This is a genomic window from Oenococcus kitaharae, assembly GCF_025758695.1.
In the GTDB taxonomy this organism is placed as follows: domain Bacteria; phylum Bacillota; class Bacilli; order Lactobacillales; family Lactobacillaceae; genus Oenococcus; species Oenococcus kitaharae_A.
In genome coordinates this window covers 31,480-51,673 of the sequence record NZ_JANJQP010000001.1, presented here as the reverse complement: position 1 = coordinate 51,673, position 20,194 = coordinate 31,480, and the positions used below count along the sequence as shown (strand labels likewise).

Sequence of the window (20,194 nt, the reverse complement as noted above, 5' to 3'; positions counted from 1 at the left end):
ACGCACAATTCAATTTGTGATCGTTTACATACACAAATGATAATCGTTTGTATGCTAATATTGTTACAAATAAACGCTAAGAGGTATCAAAATGAACGCGACGCAACAGCTTCCAAAAAAAATCCAAATCACCTGGTTCGTGCACGCCTGTGCTAATTTAATCCTTTCTCTTATTATTCTTGCTGCCATCTACCTAGCAGGGCACGCCTGGCATTGGCCAATCTGGTTTGTGTACATCATTACTACTGCAATTGCACTAGGCACGATTAGTGAACTGGTTTCTATTCCCTATCGTTATCGTTTTTGGCAATACCGTATTACTGAAGATGCCGTGGAAATGCAATCCGGCTTTATTTTTCGCAAACGCATTGCCATCCCCATCTCACGTGTTCAAAATGTGACACTTTCTGCCGGCCCGCTATTGCAATGGCAGAAAATGCAGAAAGTGGCCGTCGCAACCGCTTCGAGCACGCATACAATTGACGGTTTAGACAACGCTAAGGCTGAAAAACTTCGTGATCAGATCATGGCACTTGCATTAGGGGCTTTAGATCATGAAATCTGAGCATCTTCATCCCCTTTCGATTGTGATTTTCATCGGCCGAGTGATTAAACAGCTGTATATTGTGCTCGGCCTGCTTTTGTGGGATGTGATCGCCAAGAATCATGTCAATCCATGGATCTATTTAGGCATCGTTCTATTGATTATCGGATGGGGAATCGTTCGCTATATTTGTTTTACTTTTGCTTTTGATGAAAACGGCCTTACGATCAATTCGGGTCTTTTTATACGCCGCCACGATCATATTCCCTTCAGCCGGATCCAGACAACTCAGCATAAACAATGGTTTTTCCTGCAGCCGTTCGGTATTGAATCATTATTGATACAGACCGCTGGCCACGAGGATAAAAAATCTCAGACGGAATTACCGGCTGTTTCAATTAAAATTTCCAATTTAATTGATCAGCTTTACCAAAATAAAGAAAAAACTGATTCGGATCTTCCTATTGCTAATCAATCCGATCAGGCAAACCAAATACCTGATAATTATGCGACCAGCACGCAAGATTTATCAAAATATGCGCTGACTTCCTTTACGATCTTTCCGGTGCTGGGTGTATTGATGACCTTATATTCGCAGCTGGATCAATTTCTGCCAAAACGCTTTTTAAAACCCTTTGAAACTATCCTGAATCACTTGCGTCTTAACGACTGGCTGATCGTTGTGACAGGTCTTTTGCTGCTTGGCGCCGTTTCATCCTATCTATTGATCCTCCAGCGTTATTATCATTTCGTCCTGATCAAGAAAAATAACAAGCTGACAACCGTTCGTGGTTTGTTTCAACGCCAGACGCTCGGATCTTCACTCAAGAAACTCCAGGCAGTTATCATTGAACAAAATATCCTGCGTCAATGGTTTCATTTGGCGACAATTAAAGCAGTTGTCGCATCTGAAGCGGGCAGTAAAGACCACGATGATGACAATTTCATTATTACACCCGTGATTTCTGCAAAAGATGTACCAAATCATCTGCATCATTTTTTTAATTGGATTCCAGCTAGTTTTCCTGAGTTAGATCATCTGCCGAAGGTCTGCGACTGGTATTTTGTCCGCAATGCTGTCTGCTTATCACTTATTCCGGTGGCGCTTTCAATCTATTTTTGGCATCAATGGGGCTCTGTTTCCTTATTACTGCTGCCAATTTCGATATCACTGGGCATCTATAAGGGCCGAAACACAGCTCTAGCCCTGCTTTCAGATAATCAAAGTCTGCTGTTGCAGAGCGGATATTGTTGGACCAAGAAAACTACGATTCTACAGAGAAAAAATATTCAGTCACTGGTCTGCAGGCAAACCATTTGGATGACTGGCCGGCATTTAACGCACTTATGTGTGAATGTTCGCCAAGGCGACGGCAATCAAGAAGTTCAAATTCGCTATTTATCAGATGCAAAGGCACTGGCTGTTTACCATTGGTATTTACAAAAACCCGATTCTAAAAATCAGTGAAAGTTACCTTTCCTGTAAGGGCATCAATGCTGGTTTCTGCCATTAGCGGCGTTGTCAGCATCGGCACTGCGTGGCAGGAATCGTAATCATAGATAATCGGTATTTTTTTATCAGCGAGTACTTCTAATAAGATATCAATTGGCCGCCGGCCGGATCCACAGTCGTCAAAAGCAGCATGTTTGCCAAGAACAATGCCGCCAACTAAGTCGAAAATACCGGCATTTTTCAACATTGCAAAATTCTTTTCGACTGTGGCCGCGTCTTTTTCCGCATCTTCGATAAAAAGAATATCTCCCGATTGAATCTTGGGAAAAAACTTTGAGGACAAAATCCCGTATATCGTATTCAAATTACCGCCGATCAGACGGCCCTTTAAAACTGGTGATCCAATATAAGACCAATGATTTGACCTTCTTTGTTTGGGCTTTTGAAATTCATTCCAATTCAAAGCCTCGTCACTCCAAAAAGCTGGTGCCGGCAAGCTCACACTTTCGCCTCTTTTAGCGAAGGCAATTTTGGCAAAAGCCTCCCAAGTCTCATCGACATAAGGCGGCCATTCACCAAAAGACGCTACTAAAGCAGGACCATAAAGTACGCGACAATTAGATGCTTGACTGGCAACTGCCAATAAGAGTGCCGTTGCATCAGAATATCCAACAAAAGTTTTTGGATGGCTGCGCAGATAATCAAAATCAATATCAGACAAAATTGAGTTCGTGTTGCTGCCGCCGATCGTTGACATGATGATATCAACATCATCCCGATGGATCAATTGGTTAAGTTCCGCTGCCCGCGCCTGAATCGATCCCGACCGGTAGAAATCTGATTTTCCAGTTAAAGACCCAGCAATAAGTGTGATCCCTTTATTTTCAAGATATGTTTTTGCCCGCTGAAATCTGATTGGCGATAAAGCCGTAATTGCTGTTGATGACGAAAAATAACCAATAGTTGTCATGACCACTCCCTTAAAATATATTCAGCATAGCGCAGAAGAGTTGAGAAAACTATTTTATAATCGAACTAATCGGAGGACTTACATATGAAATATAAAATCGCGGTATTATCGGACAGCCACGGGAACGCCAGTGCTTTGAAGGCGGTTCTTGATGATGCCAAAGAGGCTGGTGCAGATGAATTTTGGTCCTTAGGCGATATCGCATTTGGCGGAGCCGGGTCCGAAGAATGTTTTCAATTATTAGAAAGTGTTAATACCACTCAATACTTAATGGGCAATTGGGAAGCAAGCTACAACGAAGTGATGGATAAGTCGCAAATAGATTTATCAGATCCGGGCGACGTTTATTTTTTGATGCTGGCACGCTATGATTACCAGCGTTTTTCCAAGGGACGCAACGACCAGCTAAGGACTTTGCCTATGACGGCTCGCAAACACATTTTGGATCGTGTTTTTTCGCTCTCGCATAACTTGCCCAACAAAAATTTCGGTCACGAACTGCTGGCAACCGCCGATCAGAAAAATTTTGATCAGATCGTAACAGACCCAACAGTGGATGCCGCGCTTTTTGCACACATCCATATGCCTCTATGGCGTTATACGAGCAGCGGCCAACTTGTGCTGAATCCTGGTTCTGTGGGGCAGACTTGGTTCACGCGGCCACATTTTCTAAGAAATCGTGATGCCAGTTATCTACTGCTGACAATCTCCGAAAAAGGAATCATCGATTTTGACTTTCGTCGAATCCCCTTCGATATTGAAAAAGAACTGGCTTTTGCGAGCGCCAATGGCTATCCTTACGTAGACTTATATCAGAAATTATTGACGACAGGTTACGCCTCGACTCACGACCAAGCATTATTGGCCAAAGTTAATCAGGAACGAGGTTACAAAGAATTAGCCGCTGAGTTTGTTCATAGCCTTCCCTAATTCCTGCTGAAAATCTTTTCAAGAAACGTCAAAAGAACTATCATGCAATATATAACTAATTTTTCACCTTATCAAACGAAAATAAGACGTTTGAAAATTACTGATAGTTTTTTGACATAATTGAAAGGATTTTTTTGGCCAAACGAACCTTTAGGATAAATTTAATCGTACTTTGGATCGGCTGTTTTATCACGAACTTGGGAAATTCAATGACAATGCCCTTTTTGCCGCTCTTCTTCCGCCAACTCGATCCCGTGAATACGAAAACTTTGACATTGTTAAGCGGCATCGCATTTTCCATCACATTTCTAGCCAAGGCAATTGTTTCGCCTTTTTGGGGTCGTTTGTCCGACAAAAAAGGACGTAAGCTCATGTGCATCCGGGCTTCCGGTGTCATGGCCTTAACAATTACAACGATTGGTTTTGCCGGCAGCATTTGGCAAGTCATTGTCCTTCGTGCGATTCAAGGTGCCTTTTCAGGCTATATCAATAACGCAACGGCCCTGCTTGCTGGTATAACTTCTGAAGATCATCGTGGACACGCCTTAGGGTTGTTAGCGACGGGCAGTGTTTCTGGCACTTTAGTGGGCCCATTGATTGGCGGCGTGATCGCTGAGTTCTGGGGCTACCGTTTATCTTTTTATATCATTGGTTTTTGCATGTTTGCGATCACAATTTTGACCCTGATCTTTGTCAAAGAAAATTTTCATGCCAACACGAGCAGCAAGCAACTAGGCATTCTACAAACGATCAAATCAATTCCGCACCCAAAATATATTCTTGCCATGATGATCACAACTATGTTCATTCAAGTAGCAGTTACGACGATCACACCAATCATCAGCTTGATCGTCGGCCACATGATGACCAGCAGCAGCGGTGTCTCTTTGATGAGTGGAATTGTGGCAGCCGCCCCCGGTATTGCAACTTTGATTGTTGCCGAGCGTTTTGGCCGTTTGATTGACCACGTCGGCCCTTACAAAGTTTTAGTATTCGGACTTATTTTTGCCATGATTTGTTTTATTCCGATGGGGTTTGCTCGCAGTGTCTGGCTGCTGGCTTTTTTGCGTTTTCTGGTCGGCATTTCCGATGCTGCTCTGCTGCCTTCAGTGCAGACGGCAATGGCACAGGTTCCTAAAGAGATTTATGGCCGTGTATTCAGCTACAGCCAATCATTTGAAGCCAGCGGTGATATTGTTGGGCCGATGCTGGGATCATTCTTCGCCAACCAATTCGGTTACAGCAGTATTTTCTTTGCCGCAGCCGCCGTCATGCTGCTGAATTTCGTGATTGTTCGTGCTAATCGCCGTGAGGCTTGAGGCTATGTTTCCCTGAGATCGTTAACCCGCGCAATAAAATCAGCAATCAGTATCAGTTGATCATGCGTATATTTTTCAGCTAGGCGTTGTGTTCGTGCATCCATCATTTGATGATAAGCAGCATGATATTGCTGAATGCGCTTGCCAGATGCAGACAATTTCACATAAGACTCTTTTTTATTGTCCGCGTGATGATACTTCGTCAGCAAAGACAAGCGGCCCAGCTTAGCAATAACTTTTGACACAGCCCCTTGCGACAAAGCCAAAGTAGAAACTAGCTGAGACAATGACGAATCTCCTTCAGGATTTATCTCGCTTAAAACCTCCAGATCTGTCAAGGATAATTGGCCGCTAATCGATGATAAATCCCTGGGCCCTTGTAGTAATAAATATTGTTTAATCTTCGTCTCGACATCATGATCGCGGTATCGGCGTAATTCATTTGCTATTTTACTGATCTCATCCATTTTAAATTCCTTGGAATACATATTGACTTTCATAGGTTTCTGAACAATAATAATTATATTCCAAGGAATATAAAAAGAAAAGGAGCAGCAACATGCAAGCTGTTATTATCTTAGATCATCCCTATGATTTTTCCGTCAGCCATAATCAAGTTCATCGCCGTGCCTACTCGGCCGCTCTAGCCCAGCGTGCCTATGATGATTTAACCGACGCCGGTTATGATGTTGATTTAATCGATTTGGAGAAAGATCATTTTGACCCTGTCATGCACGAAAAAGACCTGGTCCGTTGGCGCAGCCAAGCCTTTGTTGACCAACAGAGTCACGACTACTTTCAGCGTTTGCAGCGTGCAGATGAAATTGTCTTCATTTTTCCAATATGGTGGGAAATGATGCCAGCTTTGACAAAGGGCTTTTTTGATAAGGTCTTCGCCAAAGGAGAAGTTAAAGTTGTGAATGGACAGCGGCAGCTTTTCCAGAAGAAGACGAAAATTCGCGTACTGACAGCCATTGGAACGCCTAACTTGATCTACAAATGGCATTATGGCAATCCAATCGGCAAGATGCTGCAACGCGGTGTCTTTGCAAAAATTGGTTTAAAAGATTTTAAAATTAAAAACTTCAATGCTGAAGATGAAAAAGAGAAAAAACGCCTCTCGGATTTGAACAAAGTCAAAAAAGTCTTGTTATAGCAGCTTAAGAGAGACGTTTTTCTGTTTTGTAATCAATCGGCAGCCAGTTCAATACGTCTTCAATTCGCCGGCTCCAGTAGTACCAGTCATGTTCGCCATGATTCGTGTGGTAATCAATATCGTAGCCTAATTTCGTCAAACGGCTGACGGCTTTTTGGTTGGCTTCATAGAGAAAATCTTCTTGACCGACCCAGTTGAATAATTTTGGCAATGGTCCTTTTTTGGCAGCTTGTTTTTCGGCCAAAGCAAAAATATCATTTTCAGATCCTGAAAAACGGTTCAAATCCCCGAAAATTCCCCGCCAATAGCTAGGTTTTTCCATCTCTAGAAATCCGGGATAATTGGTATCCTCAATTAAAGCACCCGATAATGAGGCCGCATAGGAAAAGTAATCAGTCGCAAAAGCTAATTTGTAAGCACCATATCCGCCCATCGAAACACCGGCCACGAAATGTTTCTCACGTTTTTTAGAAATTTGTGGAAACAAGCTGGCGACTTTGACTGGCAGTTCCTTAGCGAATTCATCAAAATAATTTAAGCCGTAAGTCGTATTTGCATACCAGGCCAGGCTCGTGGTTGGCATGATAACTGCCAATTTAGTCTGACGCAACAAGCGCTCAATCTCAGTCTTTCGCTGCCAATCCAGCTGATTGCCTGACATGCCATGCAGCAGATATAAGACGGGCAGGTCCTGTAATTGGTCGTTGGTCCAATCCGGCGTATAGCCTGACTGTTCAGGCAGAATCACGGCCATCGGCTGGTTCATACCCAATACCTGAGAATAATAATTCAACTCCAAAAAAGCCATGTTCCTCCTATTGCGGCTGTTTAACTGCTAATTCCTTCTTTATTATCACTCAAGCAAGCCATTTGCCATCATGATTTAAAAAAAATCATCAGCAAGATATAATTGGTTTATTCGCTGTAGAGGAGAATTGCAAATGGCTGAAAAAACAGGTTTTTCTGATTTTGAAAAAGAAGCGATGCGCGACCGGATTGAAGAACTGCGGCGCGAGCAAAGCAACAATAAAGATCCGAAAAAAGGTGAAGCTGATGTCTTGGAAAAAATCTCCGAAATGACAGGCCAAGAGGCCAACATTGCTTTAAAGCTGCATCGTTTAGTACATAAAATTGCCCCACAATTACGAGCGAAAACTTGGTACAGCATGCCGGCTTACTGCAATCCGGACGGTAAAGTCCTGCTCTTTTTTCAATGCGCCACTAAATTCAAATCACGTTACAACACGCTCGGTTTTAGCGACCAGGCTCATTTGGATCATGGCACATTGTGGCCGAATTCTTTTGCTTTAACAGCATGGACAGCCGTCACAGAAGCACAGGTCAGTGAGCTGATCCAGCGTGCCCTCACCCCAGTCAAATAAATGGCTCTTTGAGCTATGATGAAAGGTATGTTTTTTAGTAGATATCCAGGCCGCCTTTCATGAGCACAGCCTTGCTTAATAGACAGATTTTGCTAATGTTCTGCCTCATGCTGGTTGGTTATTTAATTAATCGTCTGGCCTTTATGCATCCACAAACAGCTGATGATTTGACAAAAATTTTATTGAATATCGTCTCACCCTGCTTGATTTTAAACGCTTTTCAACAGCCTTTTTCCAGTGATCGCTTAACACAGCTGGCCTTAGCCAGCCTCGCAATGCTGCTTTTTTATTTATTGGAAATCCTTGTCACGCAGCTGCTTTTCAAATCTGTGCAGGACCCGAATTTAAAAAGGGCCGCTAAGTACGGCAGTGTCTACTCAAATGCTGGATTTATGGGCGTTCCCTTAGCCAGCGCGCTTTTTGGGCAAAACGGCGTCTTTTTTGCAGTCGTTTCTTTAGCAGCTTTTAATTTGTTCAACTGGACACATGGCAGTGCTTTATTCCAAGAAACGACTTCCCCGGCCGACAAAATCAAAAAGATTTTGTTAAATCCAAACATCATCACGATCGTGTTTGGCCTGATTATTTTTCTGACTCGCTTCCAGCTGCCAAAAATTGCCTCAGCAACCATCGCTGCCATCAGCACGATCAACACACCCTTATCCATGATCATCATCGGAAGTAGTTTGGCAACAATTAAAATCAGAAAAGAAATCACTAACCCCTATGTTTGGTTTGTGATTCTGTTGCGTAATCTCTTATTTCCAATCGCAGCCATTTTAATTTTGCAGGCCTTGTCGGTGACAAACACAGCTTTCTATACAACAGTTTTAATGGCCGCCTGCCCAACAGCAGGATTGGTAGTGTTGTTTACGATCCAAGCTAAAGGCAATCCCTCTCCTGCAATCGCAATCATGGGCCTGTCAACGATTCTCAGCCTTGTGACAATTCCAGCGATTTTCTATTTGGCTAATTGGTTGATGGCCCTTTAATAATTGGCATACTGGCCGGGTCATAGATACCAATATCTGCCACTGTAACTAAGCCGGCCAATTTTCGTCCCTGTTCTGTCGCCATGGCCAGCTTGTTGTATGACATCGTGACAGTTTCATCCGCTTGAACGGCCGTGCCCAGGACTTTCCCATCATCGGCGTGCAGGCCGCTGGCAATATCCACTGCCATTACGGCCGCTGGACTCGCGTTAATGCGATCAACTGCTTGGGCAAATTTGCCTTTAATATCTCTAGACAAACCAACACCGAAAATCGCGTCGACCAGGCAGGTATAACTAGCAAAGTCCTCTTCATCAATGCGATCTTTAATCGGTACACCGTAATTTTCTGCAATTTTGAATTGCAGTTGAGTTTGTTCGGAAGCTTTGTCAGGATTGCCCAAAAACCAAATAGTCACGGAAGTGCCTCTTAGATAAAGCAGTCGAGCCACAGCGATACCATCACCACCGTTATTCCCGGACCCGGAAATAACCAGCACCTTTCTCAGATTAAATGCCGGGCTTCTAAGCATCCTGTCATAAACTGCAAGAGCTGCTTTTTCCATTAAAACAGCCGAGGGAACACCAATCTGATTGATTGTAAAATCATCAAAAGCTGAAGCCTGTTCAGCAGAAATATATTGTCCTGTCATCAATACCTCATTGTATAACTGGCTCAACCAAATAAAAACGCCCCAAGAATTATGGGACGTTTTTTATATCAGGCATCGTTCGGCAAAACGGTGTTCTCATCAGTAGTCTCTGCTGATCCTGTCTGGCCAGATAAATGATTATAAAAATTGGCTAATGTCAGGTTAATATATGGTGCCACCCAGATGGATGCAATACCAAGAGTGACCAGCACCAGCATTCCCCATAAAATGAAACTCAAGTATAGAACGAAGTAATCTGCCTTATAACCATTCATCAATTTCCGGCTCTCAGTGATCGCCTCAAGGTAACCAATCGGGTCATTATTATCCAAATGATCACGATAAATATAAAAGGCTTGCGAATAAGAAATTGATTTGATGAGGCCAGGAACGATGAATAAAAGCATCCACAGCACAGTAAACATCAGTTGCAGCAGCGAAATACAGATAAAGCCAATAAAGTATTGACCGTTTTCAAAAATACGAAAGGACTTCTTAAAGGACTCAGTAAATTCAATCGGTTTGCGAAGGCTATCCATGGCAGTCAGCATGGCTCCCGTGAGCAAAAAACCGCTAATAATACCAAACAAGCTGGAAATACTGTCCCAATTCGTCCACACATACATTGGTGATTGCACATTCGATCCTGCTGATAGCCAGCTGAAAATCAAAGCGGGCAAAAATAACAGCAAAAAAAATGGAAAGTGTTGATTGAGTAGTGTCTTAGCCTCTTTTTTTAAAGCACGTCTTTCCAAAATAGCCTCCTTCAATAACCTATTCATTCATTTTAACGTATCTCTGCCAAAAAGATGGCCAACATAAAAAGTTCTCGACTTGCAAGAACTTTTCAACACTCAGATAAATTAATTTTCCGAAACAGTCACGGATACTTCACCCAATCCCTGGTCAAATGTCGCTTGCCAATGTCCGGCTTTCAAAGATTCTGGCAGCAGGAAGGTTCCGCTAGAAACGCGCTGACCAGCTTTTAACTGCATCCCCTGCTCTGCTAATTTGCTTGTCAACCAGTGCAAAGAATTCAAGGGATTGCCTAGTACTTCTGAAGATGCGCCATCCTTGACTTTTTTATCATTAAAGAACAATTGGCATTTTACATGTGCTAAGTCATCAACCCGATTAAAGAGCTGATCTGTATCAGTTTCGTGACCATAGACTACATATCCGCCTACCGCCGCGTCTGCCATGACCATGTGCTTGGATAAGCTTGGGAACCAGTCCGCGAAACGAGAGTCCGGTACTTCAACGGCTGCTGCAACTTGCGTCTTATGCATCAAATCCTCTAGTGAATCTTGACTGGACAAATCCTCTTTAGCCGTAAAAAGCATCTCCACTTCCGCCAACGGTGCCATTAGCTGCTGCTGTTTCAAATTTGCTGGCGACTTCAAAAAATGGCTGGCTACTTGAGCACCATAAAGTGGTGAATCCGCGTCAAACATATCCTGTGTCTGCTTACTCGTCAATGAAACTTTGTATCCACCAACTTTTTCATTTTTCAATTCTGTTAACTGCCTTTGAACACGATAGGCACTCTGGTCATCAGTGACAAGCCCTTTAAAATCCGACTCTTTTAGTGCTTCATGTGATTGGTAAGCCTGAAATAAAGCGTCTACCATTTTTGTTTCGTTAACAGATAATCCTTGATAATTTTCTACTTCTTCGGTCATAATTTTTTCTCCTAATTTTTAACTATTTTAATTTTTTTAATTACGCCTGCTCGATGAGAGGCATTTGCTAATAATTCGAATCAGACTCCTTCTAATATCAGCTTTATCTTGATCTTCACTTGAACCCATAATGTCAGATTCCATTTGCCTCACCACCTTTAGAAAAATTATCGTAAATAATAAAAAAACGCCCTCAATCGTACACGAATGTACAATTAAGGACGCAATAGCGCGATACCACCTTATTATCACAATCCTGTCACCAGAATTGCCTCACGCGTACGGCAAAATGCGATACGCTGGCACGATAATGGGTGCACCCAATGACACCTACTACGCGATAGCGATTCGGCACATAGCTCAGAGACGATAATCAGAAATGATTCGGTACTGCTTTTCATCAACCAGCAGTTTTCTAAAACCAGAGTCAAACCCAAAAGTTCTCTTCAACGCTCTAACTATTTAACGATTGACATTAGCTTACACAGAGAATTTGATCATGTCAACAAGAAAATTTAAAAAAATCAATATTTCACATAATCACAAGAAACCGTCCCAATTTCAAAAATTCCAGCAATTGATAAAATAGACTTGTTAGATGAATTTTTAATGAGGTTTGTCAATGACAAAAAAAGGAATTAAAACAGCTTCGGCCGAAATAATTGAAAAAGTCAAAAACAGAATTAAGAAGAAACCCAAAAAACGACAGCAAAGTAAAAATACAAAACATAATTGACGATTTTAAGAAGAAAAGAAGGACCGAAAATGGTACTTAATGCTCAAGAAGCGCAAATGACACCAATTAAAAAACTCGTTGACCCTTGGGACAATGAGCAAGTTAGACAGATTAGAATTATCCCAGAAAATGACCCCCTTGTCTCACTGAATTATTTTCCCGAAAAAATCATCATCAGCCCCCAATATTTTATTCAAGGATTAGACGGTGCCCTGCCCGACCTTTATGCACGCGAGCGTGTTTATCAGCAGTTATTAAAAGCTGCGGCTCTATTGCCTGCCGGCTATAAATTTGTCATTTTTGATGCTTGGCGCAGTATCGCGACTCAAATGGCTCTCTTTGAAAAAATGAAAGGCTTTGTCCTCAGAGACCATCCTGATTTCGATGACAAACAAGTCACAACAGCAGCTAGACGGATTGTAGCTTTGCCAGCAACAGATATCGAAAAACCATCCCCACATAATACGGGTGCCTCATTAGATTTAAGTATTGCAGATGCTTCCGGCCGGCTTTTAGACATGGGCGGCAATTTTGATGATGCCGGTGCTTACAGCAGAACAGATTTTTACGAAGATCACACGGATACGCCACAAGACCAGCAGGCACAAGAAAACCGCCGGCTGCTCTATCAGTTGATGATCACGGCTGGTTTTAGCAATTATATTGAAGAGTGGTGGCATTTTGATTACGGCAATCAAAACTGGGCTTATGCTCTAGGCAAAGATCATGCTTTATTTGGTGCAGCCTCGCCAAAATTCCCTTGGATCTAATCCGAGTAGCGCCATCTCTTATCCATGATCAGCCGTGCAACAAAAAGACCCATCGGTAGGAACATGATAATTAAAATTGCCTGAGTTAGCCAGGTGGCACCGGCCGAAATATGATTCAGCCCGATATAATACATGGCACGATAAATATACAAGCCTGGCACCATGATCACAATCGCTGGCACAGTCAGACTAATTCGAGGGAATCCGGTCTTACGATTAATAAAGGAAGCCAGCATGCCAGCAGTTAAAGCACCGGCAAACGCCGCGGCCGCTGCTGGAATATTCGTTAAATCAACCAATTCCAACCGCAGCGTATTTGCGACAGCACCAATGCAACCAGCTAAAAAGGCCATTCTCCAAGGGCTGTTGAACATCATCGAAAAGCCATAGACACCACAAAAACTAGCCGGAATCCGCAGCAGCATCAGCTGCCAATCATTGAGGCCCAAAGGCAGAAAGTTGCCCGGCGCAAAATGGACCAGCAAAGCAACCAGCCAGCCAACCAAAGTAGCCACTAGAGTAATCATTAAGGCATAAGTCAATCGCTCCAGGCCCGAACGCATATCGGACTTGGACATATCCAGCATGCTCGTAATGAATGGGAATCCCGGGACGACAAAGAGCATGGCGCCAATATAGCCGACTTCATGCTGAGGTGCAATCATAAAAAAGATACCAAGTAATTTAAAAATACCCAGATATGACAAGCTGGCCAAAGCGACGCCTGCAGCCGTGCAGGCCAATGTTGTAATGTGATGGTCGATCAGTTTTCGGCGCAGCAAGTTTCCCATGCCAGCGCCAATAAAAGAGCAGATCATCTCGACAATCCCGCCCCCAAGTAGGAAAACGAATCCGCTGCAGGCCAATGCTGCCGCAAAAGCAGCCTGCCAGTAGGAATAGTTACCGGGTTTTCTTTGAATCGCATCCAGTTGTTCATGAATTTCACGGACAGATAGGGGCAGACTTTTTTCTTCAAAATGGTCGACAAAACGTTCCATCTGATCCAGTTTGTCTGTATTCACACCAGTCGTCGGCAAAGACAGTACCTGCGTATAGCTGAGATTATCGCTGAAACAGGTGTATTCGATCGAAATGAGTCCGATATCTGCCGAACATGTCAGCCCCAGGCTGCGTGCAATCGTATTCATGGCCTCGCGTACGCGCCAGGCACCGGTCCCACATGCCAGCATTAAAATACCAACACGCCCAACGACCGATGATCTATCTTCTAGGGCAGCCGAGGCTGATAAACTATCTCGGTTTGCAACAAAACGCCCCCAATGAATCGTCATGTGGTGATTGGGCAGATTGCCAGTATTTTTACGTATGATTTTATTTCTTTTATTAAACATCTCTCTCCGCTAGACGTACTAAAAATAAAAAACTGCTTGCCCATTAAAAAATGGACTACTCACAGGGACTCATTCTAATGCCAATTTCGACGAATAATGACGCAAAAACAAGAAAAAACGTCCGTTTTCGCATCATTAGATGGTCGAAATATTAAAAAAGCACAAAATGGCAAAAATAAATATAATGAACACTAAGACCCCAAGGAGCACATTCATGTATAATGGCAGACCGTTTCTGCAGATTTTTATTTTCTTAAAAAAATTTTTAATCGCCACAGTTGCCCTACAACTGGTTTTTTCGCTGATCGTCACGAATATTCAAGAATTCCCTATCAGTGATAACCGTAATCTCATTTCGACTATTTCGATTTACACAGCCATTTTCATCGCGCTGCTAAACACTTTCCAAGGCATCTGTGTCTTCGTCGATGTTAACCGCCTTTTCAGAATTATTTATGTGGTCAGCTGTTATCTGAGCAACGCCTTAATTGTCACCGTCTGCCTTGTTAATCTTCAGATATCAAATTTCATGTACGCTGGCATCGTTGCCGGCGCGATCGGTTTGTCCCTACTGTCTTATGAATTTTATACAAAGAAGTCTGCCATGTTCGATGAAACTGATTAAATTGCTACTCGATCAAATAAGATAAATGGTAGAGCTTAGCCGGCCGGCCTTTATATCTGCTATTGCTGGTGCCAACTTCTTGGAATAAATGCTGATGTGTTTTTTTGAAATTAGAATTATCAATCTTATCAATCGGCAGCTGCAAAAAGGCGGCAAACACTGATCGTGCTTTTTTGAGCGTAAAAGTATCACCTAAAACCAGCAGAATGTTTGGCTGGTAATCCAGTTTGTTTTTAATTCTCTGACAAGCAGCTTTGACAATCCATTCATGGTCAAAAGCTAAGTCCGTCTGAGGCGACAAGGCATTTAGATGTTCGTAGTAGACAGCTTCATCATCCTCTGCGGCTGTATAAAAACGCGATTGGCCATGTGTCAGGCAAAAACGGCCTTTATGTGATGAGAATGAGAACCAGTGGGCATCCAAGGCACCATAACCAGCCTTTAGCTCAGGCATTTCCGGCAGAAAAGTCATATAGGCCAAAGATAAAACACGCCGATCCGGCGCACGCAGTTTATTCGTAAAAGTGCCTAACTGTTCCGTATGGACACTGGATAAATTTAAACCGATTTTCTCTTTGATCAAACGCAGCACAGCTGTCTCGCCGCTTTCCTGAGTCCGCATAAAAGTCTCTGGCAAGGCCCAATAATTTTCATAGGGTTCGTCTGCTCGTTTGACTAACAATAGCTGCAGCTGATCATTTATTTGATCGTAACTCCAAATTACATTCGTAATCGTGATATATGGTCGTTCGAGAACCGTTGTTTCCAGCACAAAACACCTCTTATAACTAATTTAATACAAACACAGCCAGCTGACCGAAAAAAGTGGCAAGGCCGATCAAAATGCTGGTCTGCCTCATCAGGGTAAGCGCTTAATCTTGATTTAAAGCGCCTTTGATAGGATTAAGTCATCGGCAATTAACCGATAAACTACTATTTTCCAGGAGGAGAAGCAATGTCATTGAAAGATAAAGCAAATTCACTCAAGGAACAAATCGCCGGAAAAGCTAAAGAGGCTGAAGGCAGAATCACTGGCGACAAGGCCAGAGAGGCTCAAGGAAAAGCTCAAAGCACAGTCGGCGATCTGAAAAGCAAGCTGTCTGATGCTAAAGATGCCGTCAAAGATAAAGTTGACGACGTCAAGGATGACTGGTCCAAGAAAAAAGATCAGTCAATAAAAAAAGTCGATGAGGCCGAAAGGCAACAGAAAAAACACGATTAAAATTAAATAAGAGAAAAGGTCTTCGGGCCTTTTTATTTTGTCCATTAATAGACTGCCAGCAGCAGGGCGCGATAGATATGCTTTAGTTATAAACTTAATAAAGAGGCCCAAAACAAATCATGAATCTGCTCTTTTCGATTACAGATAACTATGTCCATCAGTTGGAAACGACACTCTTTTCAATCAAGTGCAATAATGTAAAACAACAGTTTGAGGTTTATGTCTTGCTGGCTGACACTGAAAATTCTGATAATCTGACTGACCTGAAATCCTTTTGTCAAAAACTCGACATGATTCTGCATCTGATCCAAATACCAAACAGCACTTTTGCTAAAGCACCGAAAAGCCAGCGCTATCCACGGACAATTTACTATCGTTTGATCGCACAAAATTTTCTGCCCCAGCAAATGGACCGCATTCTTTATCTGGATTGTGATCTTCTATGCCTGAATCCTTTCAAGGATTTTTACGAATCTGATTTCCAAGATAACTTATACATCGCGGCTAGTCATACAGAAAACATTAAAATCGGTCGCACTTTCAACAAAATCCGCCTTGGCAACTATGATGTCGACAATTACTTTAATTCCGGTGTCCTGCTGATGAATTTGAAATTAATCCGTCAGCAAGTTAACATGGCCGATATTTATCATTACATCGACAGCAACAGCCTGCAGCTGTTTTTACCGGATCAGGATGTCTTGAATGCCCTATACGGCGATAAAATCAAATCCGTAGCTGACGTGCTTTACAATTACGACACACGTTATTTCAGTGCCTATAAATTATTAAACGGCGGCACGACGGATCTGGACTGGGTCGTGCAAAACACGGTTTTTCTGCACTTTTGCGGTCAGGGAAAACCCTGGCACAAATCTTATTCCGGCAAATTCGCGGCTCTTTACAAATATTATCAATGGCTGGCGCAAAGAGATGTTCTCGCCTATCCCGATCCTGTGACAGATTAATGTGCCCGAGTCAGCTCTTTATAATTGCTTATACATGAGTTTCCCGGGCTGATTATGGCCATCTATCGTCAACAAAAGTGGATAGTCACCGGATATTTTAAATCCAAATTTTTCATACAAGCGTATCGCTCGTGTATTACTGGTTAAAACATCCAAATAAATTACAGACAGCTGCCAGTTTTGCTGGACATAGTTAATCACTTTTGCCATCAACGAACTGCCAATCCCCTGCCCCCAGTAATCTTCATCAACACTGATGGCTAATTCGCCTCTTTTTAAATACCTGGGCAGCAATCTTCGACTGATAGATGCTAAACCAACAATTTTCTCATCGGTAATGGCCACAAAAGAAATATTGCTGTCGTTGTTGCCCAAATGGCCTCGCATTTTGTCAGGGCGAAAACGCTGCTTCACATCCGCCGTACTAAAACTAATGTTGGATGTCTGTCCCGCAACCTTAAGCAAATACGCATACCAATTATCAACATCGTCTACATTTAAAGGTCTAATCAGCATTTTGCACCTCGAATTTCTTCATCCTGTTCTTGCTTATTATAGTGTCAAGGCCATCTTATAATCATCAATACCCAAGCGCGAATCGTGATAACGCGGCCCGATATCTTTAAATGCGTTTTTTAAATAGAAACCATGTGCACTGGCGCGTGCCGTCAGCGTGACGTTTGTATAGCCGGTTGTTTTTAAATCTGCTAAAACAAATTTCAGCAGCTTGCTACCCAATCCTTGTCTTTGAAAATCCGTACGGACTGCAAAGGCAACAAGACAAGCTGTCGTTGGCGAAAGCGCGTAAACACTCATCGTTGCCAATAATTCATCTTCAAGCAAAAGACCGTAAAATTGATTGTCTTTTTCAATCGCCAGCTCCGCTCGATTAAGTGTTTTGCCAATCGGCTTGCGTAAAACATCATTTCGCAAAACTAAATTCTGCTCATAATACTGCTTGTCGCTGCTGTGAAATTTAATTTGTTTAAAATTATCCACCATTGTTCCTGCTTTTCTTTTGGATTGTTGCCCAATATTGTAACAAAACCCATTAATCCACCCGGCAAACAAATCTCATTAAGGATATAATCTGCATTATCTAGGCAAAGGGAGGCTCAATGAATTCTTCATCCATAACTGTCTATCTCCAGCTATTTGGCTTGCTGCAAATTTTTTTCTTGTTCCTAGGCGCATTGAATATCATCTGGATATTCAAAATTAGTGCCCGATTCAAAAAAATCCGTTCCGAATTCAAAGAAGCAGGCAAAGAAATGCCCAACGCTGCCAACAGTCCGATTGTCGGTAGGATTGTCTTAAGCCGCCAACGAAAATTGAAAATCACCCAGCTTATCACGATAGCTGGAGGCGTCATGTTCCTGTGGGTCATGTTAACATCCCCCGATAAAACTTCGCCAACATTTCTTGTTTGGCCCTTAGGCTTTTTCAACTTCGCTTTTATTATGAGCTGCGTCTCTTCCTGGATAAATCTCAATTTTCTGCACACAACGGAAATCTGGACCCAGCAATCAAAAGAAAACTCTTTTGGGTTGAAAGATTTAATCCTTAATAATCGCAAACGCATGAAGCGCGTGGCCATTATCACCCCAATTTGCCTGCTGATTGATTTGTTTCTCTACGCTGGATTGATTTATTATATTTTGACTTTGTTCGGTAAATAGGCAGGAAATTGCGCTTCTTATTTCGCCAATTTTGCTGAATAGATTTCAATCGCTATAATAAGCTTAGTTACTTATTAAATGTTAGGAGATCATGAATATGGCAATTTTAACTGAAGCAATGAAAGATATGGTCAAAAATCAGTTTTGCTTTTTAGCAACAGCTGATGCAGAGGGGAATCCACAAGTTGGGCCAAAAGGGTCTATGCACGTCTTGGATGAGACTCATCTGATTTATTTTGAGCATACCTTCCGGCAGGCCTTTAACAATCTGACCCTAAACGGCCGGGCGGCTGTCGCTGTCGCTGACCGTCAAGCACAGAAAGGTTTTCGTTTCGAAGGGACAGCTCATATTCATGAAGGTGATGACTATGCCAACAGCATTCTATCGAAGACAAAAATATTCGATCGCTTTCCACGTGCGGCTGTTGTTGTGATTGATGTTGAGCGTATCTACAAGCTAGACAACACTTTGGAAGCTGGTATCCAGATCGCTTGATTAAAAGAGATTAAAGAAAAAACCGCCAAATGGCGGTTTTTGTGTAGATACTTTTACAAAATATTCTTTAACTGCTCAATGCGGTCAATCGTCACATCGCTGTGCCAGCTTTCATTTTCTGCTTGAAAACGACCAAAGCCTTGCTTGATTCGAATGGTCATGAAACCCAATTTTTTAGCCGGAATAATATCGTTATCTACACGATCTCCGATATAGATAGATGTCTTGGCTTGTGCGTGAGTGGCGGCCAAAGCCGCCTTGAAAATGGCTGGATCTGGTTTCTTAGCAGCAAGATCAGCTGAAGAAATAATTGAATCAAAATAGTCCAGCAAATGAGCATCTTTAAGTCGCACAGTTAAACCCGGAATTTGATTTGCAATAATACCCAGTCGATAAAAACTTTTTAAATAGGCGAGCGTTTCTATCGTCTGCGGATAGGGCTGCTCTAACTGCGGTTCCCAGTCGGGTTTAGCTAGTTCTTTTGTGAAACTACGCCAAGTACTGTATAAAGGCCTAGGCTGATTTGTACGATAAGCGTGCTCAATAATTTTAGCGTAGGAACCACTTGTGATTGAAACGCCATGAGCCTGCAATTTTTGTTCACATAAGGCAAAGTGCCTGGCATAACTGTTTGTTTCGTCAATTAAAGTTTCACCAACGTCAAAAAAAATCCACTCAATTGCTTTCATAGAATCATTTTGGCACAAAGAAAAGGATTCAAATCAATCTTTTATTTCCTGTTTGAAAATACCCATGATAAAACTGTCATGGTACTGTCCGTTAGCAAAAAAATGTTTGCGCAGCCTGCCCTCTTCAACAAAACCGAGCTTTTTGTAAACGTGCAAGCCGCGAGCATTATCAACATCAACAAATAAATAGACTTTGAACATATTGATCATATTGAAGGCATAATCCAAGCCTTTTCTCATTGCGACCGTTGCCAACCCTCTGCCGCGAAAAGAGCGATCAATGATAATCTGAATTTCAGTCGTGCGATGCAGAAAATCAATGTCGACTAATTCAAGAATGCCGGCAAACTCGTCATCGACATCAACGACAAAACGCCTTTCGCGTTCATCATGAATATGTTTGTCATACAAAGTGGTTAATTCATCCAAAGATTCATAAGGCTCTTCGAACCAAAAAGCCATCGTGGCCCTCTCATTATCCAACTGATGAATAAAGCCTAAGTCTTTTCGTTCCAGCGGCCGTAATTTGGTGACCATACTATCTCCTCTTATCGTTTATAAACATATTTTAAGCATA

General features: G+C 42.4%; 25 protein-coding genes. 13 read left to right on the top strand and 12 right to left on the bottom strand.

What is annotated here, in order from left to right; all coding sequences use genetic code 11:
* Window positions 1-91: 91 nt before the first annotated feature.
* Both NRF22_RS00290 and NRF22_RS00285 read left to right on the top strand, forming a co-directional pair.
* Entirely contained in the window at window positions 92-565 is a 474-nt protein-coding gene (locus NRF22_RS00290; RefSeq protein WP_263778626.1) for a PH domain-containing protein, read from the top strand.
* Window positions 555-2,012, top strand: coding sequence for a PH domain-containing protein (locus NRF22_RS00285; protein ID WP_263778625.1), 1,458 nt, complete (start codon window positions 555-557; stop codon window positions 2,010-2,012). Before NRF22_RS00290 ends, NRF22_RS00285 begins: the two co-directional genes overlap by 11 nt.
* Here the strand turns inward: NRF22_RS00285 and NRF22_RS00280 are convergent.
* The gene (locus NRF22_RS00280; RefSeq protein WP_263778624.1) at window positions 1,999-2,967 is read right to left on the bottom strand and encodes a S66 peptidase family protein; all 969 of its coding nucleotides are present in this window, start codon (window positions 2,965-2,967) and stop codon (window positions 1,999-2,001) included. The two genes, NRF22_RS00285 and NRF22_RS00280, sit on opposite strands and share 14 nt — an antisense overlap.
* 84 nt (window positions 2,968-3,051) lie before the next feature.
* On the opposite strand from NRF22_RS00280, the gene NRF22_RS00275 reads away from it, so the two are divergent.
* Entirely contained in the window at window positions 3,052-3,897 is an 846-nt protein-coding gene (locus NRF22_RS00275; protein WP_263778623.1) for a metallophosphoesterase family protein, read from the top strand.
* Window positions 3,898-4,031: 134 nt separating this feature from the next.
* The gene (locus NRF22_RS00270) at window positions 4,032-5,216 is read left to right on the top strand and encodes an MFS transporter (protein ID WP_263778622.1); all 1,185 of its coding nucleotides are present in this window, start codon (window positions 4,032-4,034) and stop codon (window positions 5,214-5,216) included.
* Between the two features lie 2 nt (window positions 5,217-5,218).
* Here NRF22_RS00270 and NRF22_RS00265 read toward each other — a convergent pair whose 3' ends face one another.
* Window positions 5,219-5,683 carry a MarR family winged helix-turn-helix transcriptional regulator gene (locus tag NRF22_RS00265; protein WP_263778621.1) on the bottom strand — a complete coding sequence of 155 codons (465 nt, stop codon included), beginning with the start codon at window positions 5,681-5,683 and terminating at the stop codon, window positions 5,219-5,221.
* A 92-nt stretch (window positions 5,684-5,775) separates the two neighbouring features.
* Between NRF22_RS00265 and NRF22_RS00260 the strand changes: the two genes are divergently transcribed.
* The gene (locus tag NRF22_RS00260; protein ID WP_263778620.1) at window positions 5,776-6,372 is read left to right on the top strand and encodes an NAD(P)H-dependent oxidoreductase; all 597 of its coding nucleotides are present in this window, start codon (window positions 5,776-5,778) and stop codon (window positions 6,370-6,372) included.
* A gap of 4 nt (window positions 6,373-6,376) precedes the next feature.
* Here the strand turns inward: NRF22_RS00260 and NRF22_RS00255 are convergent, their stop codons facing one another.
* Window positions 6,377-7,180 carry an alpha/beta hydrolase gene (locus tag NRF22_RS00255; protein ID WP_263778619.1) on the bottom strand — a complete coding sequence of 268 codons (804 nt, stop codon included), beginning with the start codon at window positions 7,178-7,180 and terminating at the stop codon, window positions 6,377-6,379.
* A 133-nt stretch (window positions 7,181-7,313) separates the two neighbouring features.
* Here NRF22_RS00255 and NRF22_RS00250 point away from each other — a divergent pair, with 133 nt between their 5' ends.
* Together NRF22_RS00250 and NRF22_RS00245 are read left to right on the top strand one after the other, a co-directional pair.
* On the top strand, window positions 7,314-7,754 hold the full coding sequence (locus tag NRF22_RS00250; RefSeq protein ID WP_263778618.1) for an iron chaperone: 441 nt from the start codon (window positions 7,314-7,316) through the stop codon (window positions 7,752-7,754).
* 59 nt (window positions 7,755-7,813) lie between these two features.
* A complete protein-coding gene (locus NRF22_RS00245) occupies window positions 7,814-8,746 on the top strand; it encodes an AEC family transporter (protein ID WP_263778617.1) in 933 nt (310 codons plus the stop codon).
* Here NRF22_RS00245 and NRF22_RS00240 read toward each other — a convergent pair.
* The 3 genes from NRF22_RS00240 to NRF22_RS00230 form a co-directional block, all read right to left on the bottom strand.
* Complete coding sequence (locus NRF22_RS00240; protein ID WP_263778616.1) at window positions 8,724-9,398, bottom strand: NAD(P)H-hydrate epimerase; 675 nt, start codon at window positions 9,396-9,398, stop codon at window positions 8,724-8,726. The genes NRF22_RS00245 and NRF22_RS00240 overlap by 23 nt on opposite strands.
* A 68-nt stretch (window positions 9,399-9,466) precedes the next feature.
* Complete coding sequence (locus NRF22_RS00235) at window positions 9,467-10,153, bottom strand: DUF975 family protein (protein ID WP_263778615.1); 687 nt, start codon at window positions 10,151-10,153, stop codon at window positions 9,467-9,469.
* A gap of 108 nt (window positions 10,154-10,261) precedes the next feature.
* Complete coding sequence (locus tag NRF22_RS00230) at window positions 10,262-11,029, bottom strand: 2-keto-4-pentenoate hydratase (protein WP_412178713.1); 768 nt, start codon at window positions 11,027-11,029, stop codon at window positions 10,262-10,264.
* Between the two features lie 816 nt (window positions 11,030-11,845).
* Between NRF22_RS00230 and NRF22_RS00225 the strand changes: the two genes are divergently transcribed.
* The gene (locus NRF22_RS00225; protein WP_263778613.1) at window positions 11,846-12,586 is read left to right on the top strand and encodes a M15 family metallopeptidase; all 741 of its coding nucleotides are present in this window, start codon (window positions 11,846-11,848) and stop codon (window positions 12,584-12,586) included.
* Here the strand turns inward: NRF22_RS00225 and NRF22_RS00220 are convergent.
* Entirely contained in the window at window positions 12,583-13,878 is a 1,296-nt protein-coding gene (locus tag NRF22_RS00220; protein ID WP_263779257.1) for a threonine/serine ThrE exporter family protein, read from the bottom strand. The two genes, NRF22_RS00225 and NRF22_RS00220, sit on opposite strands and share 4 nt — an antisense overlap.
* A gap of 274 nt (window positions 13,879-14,152) precedes the next feature.
* On the opposite strand from NRF22_RS00220, the gene NRF22_RS00215 reads away from it, so the two are divergent.
* Complete coding sequence (locus NRF22_RS00215) at window positions 14,153-14,563, top strand: hypothetical protein (RefSeq protein ID WP_263778612.1); 411 nt, start codon at window positions 14,153-14,155, stop codon at window positions 14,561-14,563.
* A 4-nt stretch (window positions 14,564-14,567) separates the two neighbouring features.
* Here the strand turns inward: NRF22_RS00215 and NRF22_RS00210 are convergent, their stop codons facing one another.
* Window positions 14,568-15,335: an NrtR DNA-binding winged helix domain-containing protein gene (locus NRF22_RS00210; RefSeq protein ID WP_263778611.1), complete on the bottom strand. Its 768-nt coding sequence runs from the start codon at window positions 15,333-15,335 to the stop codon at window positions 14,568-14,570.
* 183 nt (window positions 15,336-15,518) lie between these two features.
* On the opposite strand from NRF22_RS00210, the gene NRF22_RS00205 reads away from it, so the two are divergent.
* Window positions 15,519-15,785, top strand: a complete 267-nt coding sequence (locus tag NRF22_RS00205) for a CsbD family protein (protein ID WP_263778610.1) — start codon at window positions 15,519-15,521, stop codon at window positions 15,783-15,785.
* Between the two features lie 119 nt (window positions 15,786-15,904).
* The gene (locus NRF22_RS00200) at window positions 15,905-16,753 is read left to right on the top strand and encodes a glycosyltransferase family 8 protein (RefSeq protein ID WP_263778609.1); all 849 of its coding nucleotides are present in this window, start codon (window positions 15,905-15,907) and stop codon (window positions 16,751-16,753) included.
* Between the two features lie 18 nt (window positions 16,754-16,771).
* Here NRF22_RS00200 and NRF22_RS00195 read toward each other — a convergent pair whose 3' ends face one another.
* Together NRF22_RS00195 and NRF22_RS00190 are read right to left on the bottom strand one after the other, a co-directional pair.
* Window positions 16,772-17,269, bottom strand: a complete 498-nt coding sequence (locus NRF22_RS00195) for a GNAT family N-acetyltransferase (protein WP_263778608.1) — start codon at window positions 17,267-17,269, stop codon at window positions 16,772-16,774.
* A 36-nt stretch (window positions 17,270-17,305) separates the two neighbouring features.
* Entirely contained in the window at window positions 17,306-17,755 is a 450-nt protein-coding gene (locus tag NRF22_RS00190; protein WP_263778607.1) for a GNAT family N-acetyltransferase, read from the bottom strand.
* A 116-nt stretch (window positions 17,756-17,871) separates the two neighbouring features.
* On the opposite strand from NRF22_RS00190, the gene NRF22_RS00185 reads away from it, so the two are divergent.
* Complete coding sequence (locus NRF22_RS00185) at window positions 17,872-18,432, top strand: hypothetical protein (RefSeq protein WP_263778606.1); 561 nt, start codon at window positions 17,872-17,874, stop codon at window positions 18,430-18,432.
* Window positions 18,433-18,529: 97 nt separating this feature from the next.
* Window positions 18,530-18,928 carry a pyridoxamine 5'-phosphate oxidase family protein gene (locus tag NRF22_RS00180; RefSeq protein WP_263778605.1) on the top strand — a complete coding sequence of 133 codons (399 nt, stop codon included), beginning with the start codon at window positions 18,530-18,532 and terminating at the stop codon, window positions 18,926-18,928.
* A 53-nt stretch (window positions 18,929-18,981) separates the two neighbouring features.
* Here NRF22_RS00180 and NRF22_RS00175 read toward each other — a convergent pair whose 3' ends face one another.
* Both NRF22_RS00175 and NRF22_RS00170 read right to left on the bottom strand, forming a co-directional pair.
* Window positions 18,982-19,617, bottom strand: a complete 636-nt coding sequence (locus NRF22_RS00175; RefSeq protein WP_263778604.1) for an HAD family hydrolase — start codon at window positions 19,615-19,617, stop codon at window positions 18,982-18,984.
* A gap of 33 nt (window positions 19,618-19,650) precedes the next feature.
* A complete protein-coding gene (locus NRF22_RS00170; protein WP_007746949.1) occupies window positions 19,651-20,154 on the bottom strand; it encodes a GNAT family N-acetyltransferase in 504 nt (167 codons plus the stop codon).
* Between the last annotated feature and the right edge of the window lie 40 nt (window positions 20,155-20,194).

Excerpts from the sequence above, each read along its gene's own strand:
- NRF22_RS00205 (WP_263778610.1), top strand. The coding sequence starts at position 15,519 with ATGTCATTGAAAGATAAAGCAAATTCACTCAAGGAACAAATCGCCGGA.
- NRF22_RS00220 (WP_263779257.1), bottom strand. The coding sequence starts at position 13,878 with ATGACGATTCATTGGGGGCGTTTTGTTGCAAACCGAGATAGTTTATCA.
- NRF22_RS00185 (WP_263778606.1), top strand. The coding sequence starts at position 17,872 with ATGAATTCTTCATCCATAACTGTCTATCTCCAGCTATTTGGCTTGCTG.
- NRF22_RS00200 (WP_263778609.1), top strand. The coding sequence starts at position 15,905 with ATGAATCTGCTCTTTTCGATTACAGATAACTATGTCCATCAGTTGGAA.
- NRF22_RS00280 (WP_263778624.1), bottom strand. The coding sequence starts at position 2,967 with ATGACAACTATTGGTTATTTTTCGTCATCAACAGCAATTACGGCTTTA.
- NRF22_RS00275 (WP_263778623.1), top strand. The coding sequence starts at position 3,052 with ATGAAATATAAAATCGCGGTATTATCGGACAGCCACGGGAACGCCAGT.
- NRF22_RS00285 (WP_263778625.1), top strand. The coding sequence starts at position 555 with ATGAAATCTGAGCATCTTCATCCCCTTTCGATTGTGATTTTCATCGGC.
- NRF22_RS00180 (WP_263778605.1), top strand. The coding sequence starts at position 18,530 with ATGGCAATTTTAACTGAAGCAATGAAAGATATGGTCAAAAATCAGTTT.
- NRF22_RS00265 (WP_263778621.1), bottom strand. The coding sequence starts at position 5,683 with ATGGATGAGATCAGTAAAATAGCAAATGAATTACGCCGATACCGCGAT.
- NRF22_RS00195 (WP_263778608.1), bottom strand. The coding sequence starts at position 17,269 with ATGCTGATTAGACCTTTAAATGTAGACGATGTTGATAATTGGTATGCG.
- NRF22_RS00290 (WP_263778626.1), top strand. The coding sequence starts at position 92 with ATGAACGCGACGCAACAGCTTCCAAAAAAAATCCAAATCACCTGGTTC.
- NRF22_RS00225 (WP_263778613.1), top strand. The coding sequence starts at position 11,846 with ATGGTACTTAATGCTCAAGAAGCGCAAATGACACCAATTAAAAAACTC.
- NRF22_RS00260 (WP_263778620.1), top strand. The coding sequence starts at position 5,776 with ATGCAAGCTGTTATTATCTTAGATCATCCCTATGATTTTTCCGTCAGC.
- NRF22_RS00255 (WP_263778619.1), bottom strand. The coding sequence starts at position 7,180 with ATGGCTTTTTTGGAGTTGAATTATTATTCTCAGGTATTGGGTATGAAC.
- NRF22_RS00170 (WP_007746949.1), bottom strand. The coding sequence starts at position 20,154 with ATGGTCACCAAATTACGGCCGCTGGAACGAAAAGACTTAGGCTTTATT.
- NRF22_RS00175 (WP_263778604.1), bottom strand. The coding sequence starts at position 19,617 with ATGAAAGCAATTGAGTGGATTTTTTTTGACGTTGGTGAAACTTTAATT.
- NRF22_RS00250 (WP_263778618.1), top strand. The coding sequence starts at position 7,314 with ATGGCTGAAAAAACAGGTTTTTCTGATTTTGAAAAAGAAGCGATGCGC.
- NRF22_RS00230 (WP_412178713.1), bottom strand. The coding sequence starts at position 11,029 with ATGGTAGACGCTTTATTTCAGGCTTACCAATCACATGAAGCACTAAAA.
- NRF22_RS00240 (WP_263778616.1), bottom strand. The coding sequence starts at position 9,398 with ATGACAGGACAATATATTTCTGCTGAACAGGCTTCAGCTTTTGATGAT.
- NRF22_RS00245 (WP_263778617.1), top strand. The coding sequence starts at position 7,814 with ATGAGCACAGCCTTGCTTAATAGACAGATTTTGCTAATGTTCTGCCTC.
- NRF22_RS00190 (WP_263778607.1), bottom strand. The coding sequence starts at position 17,755 with ATGGTGGATAATTTTAAACAAATTAAATTTCACAGCAGCGACAAGCAG.
- NRF22_RS00215 (WP_263778612.1), top strand. The coding sequence starts at position 14,153 with ATGTATAATGGCAGACCGTTTCTGCAGATTTTTATTTTCTTAAAAAAA.